We start from the raw sequence: 12,722 nt of genomic DNA, 5'->3' as shown, positions 1-12,722 counted from the left end.
GGAGAGGGCTAGGGTGAGGGGCTGCCCTTGATTCATCACCTGACCAGTGGCCAATTGCTAACCATTCCCACCTCTGCCAGAATCGCGAACTATTCTCGTTAGTTAACATTTCCCAATCGGTGATGTCCGGTGTCGTCAGTGCCCAACCCCCACAGTGAGCTCGTCGGTGCGATGTATCGCGACCATCGCGGTTGGCTGCTGGCGTGGTTGCGGCGCAATGTGGCGTGTCCGCAGCGTGCCGAGGACCTGAGCCAGGACACCTTCGTGCGCCTGCTCAACCGCGACCAGCTGCTGACGCCGCGCGAACCTCGGGCGTTTCTGGTGGCGATCGCCAAAGGCCTGTTGTTCGACTACTTCCGCCGCGCCGCGCTGGAACAGGCCTACCTCACCGAACTGATGCTGATCCCCGAAGACGAGCAGCCGTCGGTTGAAGAACAGCAAATGATCCTCGACGACCTCAAAGCCATCGATCGCCTGCTCGGCAAGCTGTCGACCAAGGCGCGCGCGGCCTTCCTGTATAACCGCCTCGACGGCCTCAGCCACGGCGAGATCGCCGGCAAACTCGGCGTGTCAGTGCCGCGCGTGCGGCAGTATCTGGCGCAAGGCCTGCGCCAGTGTTACATCGCCCTGTACGGTGAGCCGACATGACGGCGGCCAGTTCGCGCCCGGTGCCGGCGCATGTGCTGGACGCGGCGATTGCCTGGCAATTGACCCTCGACTCGAGCACCGCGCTGGAACGCGAGGAATTCGCCAAATGGCACGCGGCCCATGAAGAACACGCCCGCGCGTGGCGTCAGTTGGGCATGCTCGATCAGCGCTTCAGTGTCGCCAAAGGCCCGGCCCGAAGTGCGTTGCTGCAATCGCGCGAAGGCATTCGCCGCCGCGTGCGCAAACTCGGCAGCGGGCTGGCCAGTGTCGTGGTGATCATCGGGCTCGGGCTGTTTGTCAGCGAGCGCTATCTGCCGCTGGATTACTGGCTCGCCGATCAGCGCACCGCCACCGGTGAACAGCGCAGCGTGCGCCTGTCCGACGGCACCCTGCTCAATCTCAATACCCACAGCGCGGTCGACGTACGCTTCGATGACGAGCGCCGCTTGATCGTGTTGCAGGAAGGCGAAATCCTCGTCGAGACCGGGCATGGCGATGCGCGGCCGTTTATCGTCGAAACCCGCGAAGGCAGCATGCGCGCGCTGGGCACGCGGTTTCTGGTCAAGCGCGAGGACGATGGCACCCGCCTGAGCGTGTTGCAGTCAGCGGTGGCGGCCCATGCCCAGGCGAATCCGCAAGAACAGATTCTGCGCGAAGGCCAGCAGGTGTTGCTGCGCAGTGACGGGCTGGGCTCGATTGCCGCCCTCGCCCCCGGCGCGGATGCCTGGACGCGCGGCATGCTGGTGGTGGACAACGCACGGCTGGGCGATCTGGTGCACGAGCTGGGGCGCTATCGTCGCGGGCATCTGGGTGTGGCGCCGGAAGTGGCCGATCTGCGCATTACCGGCAGCTTTCCGTTGCACGACACCGACAAGGCCCTGAGTGCGTTGCTGCCAACCTTGCCGGTGCAGATCGAGCGGCATACGCCGTATTGGGTCACCGTGGCGAAGGCTGATATCAAGCCTGAGTAATGCGTCGGCAGGAAAACCGCCTTCGCGAGCAGGCTCGCTCCCACATTGGCATGCGATCACCTGTGGGAGCGAGCCTGCTCGCGAAGGCGCCATCAGCCGCACAACCATTTCCTGCAAAAAAGAATTTCCACCCAGCCCTATCACTTTTCCAATCTCGTCCGGCACACAGGCAATTGAGAAATATTTCCATTCAGGAGCCGCCGTATGTCCCGTTCGCCAGACACCTTGTTGCGCCCCAGTCTGCTGGCTTTTGCCATCGCTTTCGGCACGCCGCTGATCAGCAGCCCGTTGCTCGCCGCTGAGCAAGCGTCCAGCGTGCGCGCCTACAACCTGCCGGCGGCGCCGCTGTCGACCACCCTGAACCAGATCGCCAGCCAGGGCGGCCTCGCTCTGTCGCTCAATCCTGCGCTGGCCGCCGGCAAGACCTCGGCCCCGGTCAACGGCCAGTACGACGCCGCCGGAGCCCTGCGCGCGGCCTTGCGCGGCACCGGTCTGCAACTGGAACAGAGCAGCGCTGGCACCTACACCCTGGTGGCCGTGCCGGAAGGCACGCTGGCCCTGCCGGAAACTTCGGTCATCGGTGTGGAAAACTTCGAAAGCGCCTGGGGCCCGGTCGAAGGCTACACTGCGACCCGCACCGCCGCCGGCACCAAGACCGACACTGCGCTGGTCGAAGCACCGCGTTCGATCTCGGTGGCGACCCGCCAGCAAATGGACGACCGCAGCGTGCACAGCCTCGATGACGCCGTGCGCTACATGCCGGGCATCACCGCCAGCAGCTACGGCAGCGACACCCGCGCCGACTGGCTGCGCGTGCGTGGTTTCGAGCCGACCCAGTTCCTCGATGGCCTGCCGCTGCCCAAAGGCGTGTACGCCAACCCGAAACAGGAAACCTGGAACCTCGACCGCCTCGCCCTGCTGCGTGGCCCGGCTTCGTCGGTGTACGGCCAGACCCCGCCGGGCGGTTTGCTCGACATGGTCAGCCGCCGCCCGAGCGCCGAGGCCAGCAACGAAATCCAGCTGCAATACGGCAGCGACAACCACCGCCAGATCAACTTCGCCAGCACCGGCAAGATCGATGACGCCGGGCAGTTTCTCTATGGCCTCAGCGGCGTGGTGCGCGACAGCGATACGCAAATCGACCACATCGACAACAAGCGCTACAACATCGCACCGAGCCTGACCTGGAACATCGACGACGACACCAGGCTCGCCCTGCTGAGCCAGTTCACCCGCGACGATACCGGCGTCACCAGCCAGTTCTATCCCATTCAGGGCACCAAGATCGACATGCCGTTCGGCAAGATTTCCCATCACAAGAATCTCGGCGATCCCGACTACGATTATTACGACCGCACCTATTACGCGCTGGGTTATGCCTTCGAACATCGCCTCAACGATATCTGGCAGTTCAAGCAGAATCTGCGCTACACCAAATCCGACCTGTCGTTCCAGACCGTGACCGTCAACAGTTACAACCCATCGTTTGCCGGATTTACCGTGGACGATCAAGGCAATGTCGGTCGCAGTACAACTAACGCCGACGAAGACATCAGCCAGTTCGCCGTGGACAACAACTTCCAGGCCGACTTCGCCACGGGTGAGATTCGCCACACCTTGCTGCTGGGTCTGGATCACCAGCGCAGCAACACCAACTACACCTCGATCTTTGGCGATGGTCTGCAAACCAACGTCATCAACCCGATCTACGGCCAGCCGATCGTACGTCCAGCACGCTCCACCGCGTTTTACGACTACAACCAGAAGACCTACCAGACCGGCCTCTACGTGCAGGACCAAATGGCCCTCGATCAGTGGCGCCTGACCCTCGGCGGCCGTGAAGACTGGGTGCACACCAGCACCCAATTCATCAACCAGAGCGACGCCACCAACACCCAGCGTGACAAGAAATTCAGCGGCAACGCGGCGCTCAGCTACGTCTTCGACAACGGCTTCGTGCCGTACCTGTCCTACGCCGAATCCTTCCAGCCGACCACGGGCGCCGATGCCACCTCGACCGGCTCGCTCAAGCCAACCGAAGGCAAGCAGTGGGAACTGGGCGTCAAATACCAGCCTCCGGGCAGCAAGACCCTGCTGACCGCCGCCGTGTATGACCTGACCCAGAAGAACGTCGCGGTGAACACCTTCGTCAACAACGTTTCGGTGACCAGCCAGACCGGCGAAGTGAAGGTCAAAGGCCTGGAACTCGAGGCCGTGTCGGATGTGACCGACAACCTCAAAGTCATCGCCGCCTACACCCTGGCCAAGTCCGAAGTGCAGAAAGGCGTCGACAAGGGCAATCGTCTGCAACTGATGCCCAACCAACAAGCCTCGCTGTGGACCGACTACACCTGGCACGCCGGCGTGCTCGACGGTTTCGGCATTGGCGCCGGCGTGCGCTACACCGGCAACACCTACGGCGACAAGGCCAACACCTGGCTGGGCAAGGCCGATGCCTATACCGTGTTCGACGCCAGCGTGCATTATGACCTGGGCCGTCTGGACAACAGTCTGAAGGGTGCATCGCTGGCGGTGAACGCGACCAACCTGTTCGACAAGGACTACATTTCCACCTGCGACAGCTTCTACTGCTACTACGGCGACCAGCGCAGTGTCGTCGCCAGCGCCACTTACAAGTGGTAAGCCAGTGAGCTGAAACAGGCCCTGTTCCCAGGCCGTCCGTACCGGACGGCTTTGGTGTTTTTGAAGGTCATGCAATGAAAAGTAAAACCATCCGCCGCTGGTCGTTCATTCACACCTGGACCAGCCTGATCTGCACCGTATTTCTGCTGATGCTGGCGCTGACCGGTCTGCCGCTGATTTTCAGCCACGAGATCGATCATTTGCTCGGCAACGCCCCGGAGCTGCGCGAGATGCCGGCCGACACGCCGCAACTCAACCTGCAGCAACTGGTCGATGCCGCGCAGAAACATCGCCCGGGCGAAGTCATGCAGTACTTCGGTTATGACGACGAAGAGCCGAACGCGGCGTTCGCGATCATGGCCAGGACGGCCGACACCGAGCCGAACTCTTCGCACACCTTCATGCTCGATGCGCGTACTGGCGAAGCGCTGGAAACCCCTTCGGCAAATGGCGGTTTGATGCTGTTCATCCTGCGTCTGCACGTCGACATGTTCGCCGGGCTGCCGGGCAAGCTGCTGCTGGCGTTCATGGGGCTGCTGTTTGTCGTGGCGATCGTCTCCGGCACGGTGCTGTACCTGCCGTTCATGCGCCGCTTGAAATTTGGCACCGTGCGCCAGGACAAGTCGACAAGACTGCGCTGGCTCGATCTGCACAACCTGATCGGCGTCGTCACTTTGACCTGGTGCCTGGTGGTGGGCGTGACCGGGGTGATCAGCGCCTGCGCCGACCTGCTCATCGCCGCCTGGCGCAACGACGCGCTGACCACCCTGATCACGCCGTATCGCGATGCGCCGCCGCTGACTCAACTGGCGCCGGCCACGCGGCTGCTCGACATCGCCGAGGAAGTCGCACCGGGGATGAAACCGGATTTCATCGCCTTCCCCGGCACACGCTTTTCCAGCGAGCACCATTACTCGGTATTCATGAAGGGCGGCACGCACCTGACCTCGCACCTGCTGACGCCGGTGCTGATCGACGCCACGACCTTGCAGGTCACCGCCGTGGCCGAACGGCCGTGGTACATGGACGCTATGGGCATGTCGCAGCCGCTGCACTTTGGTGACTACGGCGGCATGCCGATGAAGATTCTCTGGGCGACCCTGGATGTGCTGACGATCATCGTGCTGGCCAGTGGTGTGTATTTGTGGGTGGTGCGGCGCAAGGCGGCCAAGCCTGTATTGGAAGCGGCGGAGGCCTCGGCATGAAGCCGCGTCAGTCGAGTTTCTGGAAGGTTTTCAGCACACCGATCGTGATCGCCTTGCTCAGTGCGGCGGGGCTGTTTGCGGCCTTGCTGGGGGATGGAATCTGGGATGCGTTGAGCTGGGTCGGGCTTGGCGTGCCGGCATTTCTGGCGATAAGAGGTTTACTGCCCCGACGTTGAGAATCCCTTGTGGGAGCGAGCCTGCTCGCGAAAGCGCCCGGACATTCAACATCAAAGTCGACTGTCACGACGCCTTCGCGAGCAGGCTCGCTCCCACATGGGTTCTGCGCCGGACGCGAGCAGGCTATGCTGCCCGATCATTGTCCTGATCGAGACCTTGCCATGTCCGCCCCCAGCATGACCCTGTACCACAACACCCTGTCGCCCTTCGTCCGCAAGGTCATGGTGCTGCTGCACGAAACCGGTCAGCAGGATCGTGTCGCGCTGCAGGACTGCGTGCTCAGCCCGGTCAGCCCGGACTCGGCGCTGATCGCCGACAACCCGCTGAGCAAGATCCCCGCCCTGCGCCTGGCCGACGGCAATGTCATCCATGACAGCCGCGTCATCCTCGAGTACCTCGACCAGCAGCACGTCGGCAATCCGCTGATCCCCCGTGAAGGTGCGGCGCGCTGGCGGCGCCTGACCCTGGCGTCGATGGCTGACGGGATCATGGATGCCTCGGTGATGGTGCGTTATGAAACTGTGCTGCGCCCGGTGGAAAAACACTGGGACGAATGGCTCGACGCCCAGCGCGACAAGATCCGCCGCGCCCTCGCCGTGCTGGAGAACGAAGCGATTGCCGAGCTGACCAGCCATTTCGATGTCGCGGCGATCAGCGTGGCCTGCGCACTGGGCTATCTGGATCTGCGTTTCCCGGACATGGACTGGCGTGCAGCCAATCCGCAACTGGCCAACTGGTATTTTGAAGTGAGTCAGCGACCGTCCATGGTGGCGACGATGCCCAAGCCCTAAAGCTGCGCTGCCTGTTCCGGCCTCTTCGCGAGCAGGCTCGCTCCCACAGGATGGGTTCCATTCCCCAATCCCTTGTGGGAGCGAATGCACCACCTCGGTTCTGGCGGCAGCGCTGCAACAATCAGCGTCAGCAGAACCGCCACTTCCCTGCGCTCAGCCCTCAACCCGCTCATTGCATCGCCTCCACATCAAACTCCAGCGGCCTGGCCGGTTTCAAACCAATCCCGTACCAATCCAGTTTGCGCGTCAGCACCATGAACACCCCGAGCAGACCGAACAGCATCAGCGAGCCCATCAGCAGCGCGTAATCCTCGGCACTTAGCAATCCGTACAGCAGGCCATACAGCGCCGCCAGCCCCGCCGAAAAACTCAAACCGTGCCGCGCGCTGCGCAGGACGTGGCTGACATAGAAACCGATCAACAGCACGCAGCCACTGGCCGACAACAGATACGCCAGCGCAAAACCGATGTGTTCCGACAGTGACAACAGCAGCAGGTAAAAGAACGCTAGCGCGACACCGACCAAGGCATATTGCACCGGGTGCACCGCCAGGCTCTTGAGCACTTCGAAGAGGAAGAAACCGGCGAATGTCAGGACGATGAACACCAGCGCGTATTTGATCGCCCGATCGCTCTTCAGGTACTGATCCACCGGATCGATGAAGCTGACGCCGAAGCTGCGCCCGTTGAGTGCATCACAGTCGCCAGCGACGCAGCGCTCCATCGCCTCTTGCAGGTTGGTGGAGAAAAACGAGGTCTGCCAGTCGGCGCTGAAACCCTGATCGTTGATCTCGCGCTTGGCCGGCAGGAAGTTGCCGACGAAGCTGGGGTGCGGCCAGTTGGCGGCGAGGCTGACGCTGCTGGTCTTGCCCACCGGCACCACGCGCAGCGAGCCGGTGCCCTGCAGACGCAGGTCGAAGCCGAAGGTCAACTGCGTGGCTTTGCTGGCGTCCAGTGCCGGTAGCGTCACGTGTACGCCCTCGCCGATCCACGCCACTTCGCTGCCGGGCACGAAGTCCAGTTGCTGGCCGCCGAGCTCGAGCTTCAGCGCGTTTTCGATGCCGCGAATGTCGCTGATACCGACGGCAAGGAACGGCGCATCGAATTGGTAATCGGCAAAATTCTCCTTGATGCCCAACTGCGCCGGCAGGGAAAAATGCCCGTCGATACGGTTATCGGCGTGGAACAGTCGCGCCTCGTAAATGCCGCGTTTGCGCAGTTCGGTTTGTACTTGCCCGTCGAGCTCGAAGCGCTCCGGCAGAAAGTACAGACGCCCGCGCGCTTCGCTGACTTCTTCGTAGCGCTTGTTGGTTTTCTCGTTGGTTTTCCAGGTGCGCACCACCTTGCGATACGGCACCACCATCACCGGCCCGGTCAGTTGCTGGCTGTAACTGGAACTGCGCGCGATGTCTTCGAGCACACCGTCGCGCAGTTGCTGACGCTCATCGATGATGCCGTCGATCATCAGCAAGGGGATCAGCAACAGCAGGATCAACAAGGCGATCGCGCCGAGTTTGATGGTCAGATTCTTGTTCATGGGACTCTCCCTGTTTGGATGGGAAGAGTCTGGGGATGCGCTGTGGTGGGAATGTGGGGGGAATATGGAGATTGTGTGGAGAATGCATTCTCTTGTGGGAGCGAGCCTGCTCGCGAAGGCAGCAACTGGGTCTCACGGCAAGCGCAATACCACCTCAACCCCGCCCTCGACATTGCCAATGCGCATCACCCCGCCATGTAACTTGACCACCTCCTCAACGAAGTTCAGCCCCAGCCCGGTGCTCTTGCGTCCGCTGTCCGGGCGCGGCAACGAGTAGAAGCGTTCGGTCAGACGCGGCAAGGCGTAATCGGGAATCGGCGTGGTCTGGTTGAACAGGCGGAACTCGATCTGCTCGCCAACCCGCTCGGCACGCAAGCGCAGCAGGCCCTGCGCCGGGGTGAAATCCAAGGCGTTTTCCAGCAGATTGCCCAACGCCTGGCGCAGCAGAAACGGCTCGCCAATCAACAGCAGATCCTCGCCGATCGCTTGCTCGACGCGCAGTTGTTTGCCCTCGATCCGCGCGGCCTGCGCCTTGAGCAGTTCTGCGACCAACAGCGCCAGCGGCACTGCCACCCGTTCTTCCAGCCCTTGGCGCTGTTCGACCTGCGCCAGGTAGAGCAGGCGCTCGATCAACTGCTGCATCCGCGCGCTTTCGCTGTCGATGTTGCTGACAAAGCGCAAACGCTGGACGGCCGGCATCTCGCTTTGCAGCAACTCCGCCGCGCCCCGAATCGCCGCCAGCGGACTTTTCAATTCATGGGTCAGGGTGTGCACGTAGCGCTCGACGTAGGCCTTGCCTTCGAGCTGCGTGCGCATCTGCTCCACCGCCGTGGCCAGTTGCTCCAGTTCGCCGCCGCGATAATGCGGCACTTCCACGCGCCGGCCTTCGCTGACCGCCTGGGCATAACCGGTCAAACGATGTAGCGCACGGCTCAGCCACCACGACAACAGTGCACCGAACAGCAGACCGAGGCCGATCAGTCCGGCGCCGTAAAACAGCAAGCGCCGCTCGGTGCGATCGACGTAGGGTTGCAACGAACTGTTGGGCTTGGCCACGGTGACCACGCCGATGATCTTGCCGTTGTCGCGGATCGGCGCACCGACGTGCATCACTGAAGAGCTCGGATCGTCAGGATCACTGCGGCTGGAGCGCGCGCCGTACTCGCCACGCAGGGTCAGGTAGACGTCGTTCCAGCGCGAATAATCCTGGCCGACCGCGACGCCGCTGGAGTCGAGCACGACGATGCCCTTGGCGTCGGTGACGTAGATGCGGTGGTTGACCTGATTTTTCGGCAAGCCCCAGATGGTCGCTTGCGGTTGGCGCTCGCCATAGGCGCGGAGCAATTGCGGCCAGCGGTTCTCGCTGAGGGTGCCGGCCTTGAAATCGTCGCGCAGGATTTCTGCCATCAGGTTGGCGGTGTCCACCAGCGTCTCTTCGGTGGACTGACGCACGCCGGGGCGGATTTCTTCCATGACCGTGTTGAGGACGAAATAGCCGGTCAGGCCGACAAACAGCACGTACACCAGAAAGATCCGCAGCCCCAGCGACATCAGCTGTGCCCCGGGCTGTAGCTGTAACCGAGGCCGCGATGGGTCTGGATCGGCTCGGCCTCGGCACGTACCAGGCGCAACTTGGCGCGCAGGCTTTTGATGTGGCTGTCGATGCTGCGCTCGTAACCGGCATCAGCGGCAACGCCCAGCGCATCAAGCAATTGCTCGCGGCTGAACACTCGCTCAGGTTGTTCGAGCAGGCATTGCAACAAGCGGAATTCATGGCGGGTCAGGCTCAGCGGCTGGCCGCGATAGCTGATCTGCACGCGTTCAGCATCGATGCGAAACAGCGTTGAGCCTGCTTCCAGGGTTGCACGCGGCGCCATGCGCTTGAGGATGGCTTTGACCCGCGCCGCCACTTCACGCGGGCTGAACGGCTTGACCACGTAATCGTCGGCACCGATCTCCAGGCCAACCACGCGGTCGATCTCGGCGTCGCGGGCGCTGAGAAACAGCACCGGCACTTCCGTGAAGCGCCGCAATTGCTTGCAGGTTTCGAAGCCACTGATGTCCGGCAAACCGATATCGAGAATGATCAGGTCGGCCGGGGTTTGTCGCTGATGCTCCAGCGCCGCCGCGCCGAGGTTCAGCCACGTGGTGCTGAACCCCTCGCCCTGCAAGGCAAAAATCAATGTGTCGGCAATCGCCGCTTCGTCTTCGACAATCAGGATGTGCGGCATGGCGTCCGAGCCCGTGGCAGTTAGTGCGCGAACGGTGCCCCAAGCCCGGGGTTACGTCAATCAGACCACTTAGCAGTCAGGCTTGTCGGCGGTGTAACGCCGTGCCGGGTTGACCGCCGCGCCGAACTCGCGCAAGGCCTTGGCGCCGATCAGCAGCGGATAGTTGAAGTGGCTGCGGTCGGTCAGGTTGACCTCGACGGTGCGCTTGACGTTGCCCAGGCACAGCTCCAGATCGACCACCGGGCGCTTGGCGACATCGCTGCTGTCGCGCTCTTCATCGTCCTCGTCGGAACGGCTTTTGATCTTGCTGATCCGCGCGACCTTGTGCTCGAAAACCTTGTTGCTGGCGTCCTTGGTGGCGAGGCGGAAACGCACCCAGTCTTCGCCATCACGGGTGAAGGTCTCGATGTCCTTGGCCGACAGCGAGGCGGTCAGCGCGCCGGTGTCCATCTTGGCCTTGAGCACTTCGCCACCGATTTCCGGCAGCGCGATGTATTCGTAGCGACCGTACAGCGTCGGCTCGGCGGCCATGACCGGCAGCGCCACGAGAGCAAACAGAGCAAGGAGGGATTTCACGTAAGGGGCTTCCTTGGAAATTGAGGGCGGCAAACTGGGATTTTAGACACGCACCAAGTTATTCGTTCGCTTCTCGGCCCCCTTCGCGAGCAGGCTCGCTCCCACATTGAAATGCATTGCCCTGTGGGAGCGAGCCTGCTCGCGAAGAGGCCAGTGCATTCAGATCCAATCTTGAGCGAAGCATACCCGGCGAAAAGTGAAACATTCGTCAGCACCGATTTGGCCTGTCGCGTGAAGCTGCTTATCATGGCTCGCCCCTGCCACTTCATAGAGTTGCTTATGCGCCGCCTGCTCACCGGCTGTTTCGTCACCCTGCTGCTGTTGCTCAACACCCTGATCCTGATCGGGCCGTTGATGGTGTTTGCCCTGCTCAAGCTGGTCGCACCCGGGCGCTGGCGGGATTACGCGTCGGGGGCGGTGATGTGGATCGCCGAGACCTGGGCCGAAATCGACAAGCTGATCTTCCAGCTGTGCATCCCCACGCAATGGGACATACGCGGCGGCGACGATCTGCGCCGCGACACGTCCTATCTGGTGGTCAGCAACCATCAATCGTGGGTCGACATTCCGGCACTGATCCAGACCCTCAACCGGCGCACGCCGTTCTTCAAGTTCTTTCTGAAGAAAGAGCTGATCTGGGTGCCGTTCCTGGGCTTGGCGTGGTGGGCGCTGGATTACCCGTTCATGAAGCGCTACACCAAAGCCTTTCTGGCAAAGAACCCCGAGCTGGCAGGCAAGGATCTGGAAATCACCAAAGCGGCGTGCGAGCTGTTCAAGCGCCAGCCGGTGACGGTGGTGAATTATCTGGAAGGCACGCGCTACACCCTGGCGAAAAGCACCCAGCAGGAATCACCGTTCAACCACTTGCTCAAACCCAAGGCCGGCGGCGTGGCGTTCGTGCTGGCGGCGATGGGTGAACAGCTCGACGCGATGCTCGACGTGACGGTGGTGTATCCGCAGGAAAAGATCCCGGGCTTCTGGGACCTGATCAGCGGCAACGTGCCGCGAGTGATCATCGACATCAGGACCCGCGAACTCGACCCGGCGCTGTGGCAGGGCGATTACGAGAAAGATCCGGCGTTTCGCCAACACGTCCAGAACTGGGTCAACCAGCTCTGGACCGAGAAGGATCAGCGCATCGTCGAGCTGCGCAACGAGCGCGGCTGACTCAAGTGCCGGTGCCGGTGCCCCAGATGCTGCCCAGGCTGCTCAACAGCGAACCACCGACGCCCTGCTGACCGAGATATTGCAGCAACACCGGGGCAAACTGGCCGATCATGCCGCTGTCCATGCCCAGCGCGCTGAACGCGTTGTTCAGGTCGTTAGTGTCTTTGACATTGCCCAGCGCATTTTCAAGACCTGCGGACTTGCCGGACGAACCGAGCAAAGCCCCGAGCGCCGCCAGATTGCCGCTGCCACCGGACAGTTTGTCGATGCCCGGCACTTCCTTGGCCAGTTGCGAGTAGTCGGTGCTGCTCAACTGATTCTTCGCCAGCCCAAGCATCGCACTGGTACCGCCAACGGCCTGCTCCGGCGTGACGTCCAGCGCACTCAAAGCACTCAACAAACCAGCGGTCTCCGAAGTCGGCGCTGCAGCGGCCGCCTTGTCACCACCTTGCATCCCCGCTACCGCACCGGCCACGTCGTTCAAACTGAAACCGGCAAACACCGGCCCGGCGGCCAGGGTCAGGAGCGATGCCAAGGCAAAACCGCGTGAAATCTTCATTCAGACATCCTCTTGGGAAAAGCAGCCGCCGGACAACGGCGACGAAACTGCCGATTTGACCGGGTATCGGGCGGCATGTTCCTCGCGGCGCATCCCCTTCTCTACGCACTCACCTAAATGAATTGTTCAATCGTTGAATAGCCACTTCACTATTCGACTTCACACTGAAAACCCGACTATTTATTTCGATTGGAACTAACCAACTGTCAGATCTGAC

At 62.0% G+C, this 12,722-nt stretch carries 12 protein-coding genes; 7 read left to right on the top strand and 5 right to left on the bottom strand.

The genetic code is table 11. From position 1 onward, the window contains the following. Nucleotides 1-171 precede the first annotated feature (171 nt). The 6 genes from J2Y39_RS17925 to J2Y39_RS17900 all read left to right on the top strand — a co-directional run bounded on the left by J2Y39_RS17925 (nucleotide 172) and on the right by J2Y39_RS17900 (nucleotide 6,435). Complete coding sequence (locus J2Y39_RS17925) at nucleotides 172-648, top strand: RNA polymerase sigma factor (protein WP_236167915.1); 477 nt, start codon at nucleotides 172-174, stop codon at nucleotides 646-648. Then, nucleotides 645-1,619 (top strand): FecR domain-containing protein, encoded by a 975-nt coding sequence (locus tag J2Y39_RS17920; RefSeq protein ID WP_236167669.1) that lies wholly within the window; start codon nucleotides 645-647, stop codon nucleotides 1,617-1,619. Before J2Y39_RS17925 ends, J2Y39_RS17920 begins: the two co-directional genes overlap by 4 nt. A 204-nt stretch (nucleotides 1,620-1,823) precedes the next feature. Beyond that, nucleotides 1,824-4,262 carry a TonB-dependent siderophore receptor gene (locus J2Y39_RS17915; RefSeq protein WP_310218975.1) on the top strand — a complete coding sequence of 813 codons (2,439 nt, stop codon included), beginning with the start codon at nucleotides 1,824-1,826 and terminating at the stop codon, nucleotides 4,260-4,262. 74 nt (nucleotides 4,263-4,336) lie between these two features. After that, nucleotides 4,337-5,467, top strand: coding sequence for a PepSY-associated TM helix domain-containing protein (locus J2Y39_RS17910; protein ID WP_310218973.1), 1,131 nt, complete (start codon nucleotides 4,337-4,339; stop codon nucleotides 5,465-5,467). After that, nucleotides 5,464-5,643: a hypothetical protein gene (locus tag J2Y39_RS17905; RefSeq protein WP_095181386.1), complete on the top strand. Its 180-nt coding sequence runs from the start codon at nucleotides 5,464-5,466 to the stop codon at nucleotides 5,641-5,643. The genes J2Y39_RS17910 and J2Y39_RS17905 overlap by 4 nt, the downstream gene beginning before the upstream one ends. Nucleotides 5,644-5,805: 162 nt before the next feature. Continuing rightward, nucleotides 5,806-6,435, top strand: a complete 630-nt coding sequence (locus J2Y39_RS17900) for a glutathione S-transferase (protein WP_310218970.1) — start codon at nucleotides 5,806-5,808, stop codon at nucleotides 6,433-6,435. A 169-nt stretch (nucleotides 6,436-6,604) separates the two neighbouring features. Here the strand turns inward: J2Y39_RS17900 and creD are convergent, their stop codons facing one another. The 4 genes from creD to J2Y39_RS17880 form a co-directional block, all read right to left on the bottom strand. Continuing rightward, nucleotides 6,605-7,972, bottom strand: coding sequence for a cell envelope integrity protein CreD (gene creD / locus J2Y39_RS17895; RefSeq protein ID WP_310218968.1), 1,368 nt, complete (start codon nucleotides 7,970-7,972; stop codon nucleotides 6,605-6,607). A 132-nt stretch (nucleotides 7,973-8,104) separates the two neighbouring features. Then, nucleotides 8,105-9,523, bottom strand: a complete 1,419-nt coding sequence (gene creC, locus J2Y39_RS17890; protein ID WP_310218967.1) for a two-component system sensor histidine kinase CreC — start codon at nucleotides 9,521-9,523, stop codon at nucleotides 8,105-8,107. Further along, the gene (creB, locus tag J2Y39_RS17885; RefSeq protein WP_024014583.1) at nucleotides 9,523-10,203 is read right to left on the bottom strand and encodes a two-component system response regulator CreB; all 681 of its coding nucleotides are present in this window, start codon (nucleotides 10,201-10,203) and stop codon (nucleotides 9,523-9,525) included. The genes creC and creB overlap by 1 nt, the downstream gene beginning before the upstream one ends. A 69-nt stretch (nucleotides 10,204-10,272) precedes the next feature. Next, on the bottom strand, nucleotides 10,273-10,779 hold the full coding sequence (locus tag J2Y39_RS17880) for an ATP-dependent zinc protease (protein WP_016772839.1): 507 nt from the start codon (nucleotides 10,777-10,779) through the stop codon (nucleotides 10,273-10,275). Nucleotides 10,780-11,058: 279 nt separating this feature from the next. On the opposite strand from J2Y39_RS17880, the gene J2Y39_RS17875 reads away from it, so the two are divergent. Next, nucleotides 11,059-11,946, top strand: a complete 888-nt coding sequence (locus tag J2Y39_RS17875; RefSeq protein WP_236167673.1) for an acyltransferase — start codon at nucleotides 11,059-11,061, stop codon at nucleotides 11,944-11,946. Between the two features lies 1 nt (nucleotide 11,947). On the opposite strand, the gene J2Y39_RS17870 is transcribed toward J2Y39_RS17875, so the two are convergent. After that, nucleotides 11,948-12,505 (bottom strand): DUF2780 domain-containing protein, encoded by a 558-nt coding sequence (locus J2Y39_RS17870; protein ID WP_016772837.1) that lies wholly within the window; start codon nucleotides 12,503-12,505, stop codon nucleotides 11,948-11,950. Nucleotides 12,506-12,722: the final 217 nt, after the last annotated feature.

Origin of the sequence: Pseudomonas sp. 2957, from assembly GCF_031456345.1 — a bacterium.
GTDB lineage: Bacteria > Pseudomonadota > Gammaproteobacteria > Pseudomonadales > Pseudomonadaceae > Aquipseudomonas > Aquipseudomonas siliginis.
This window is presented reverse-complemented; position numbering and strand designations above follow the sequence as displayed.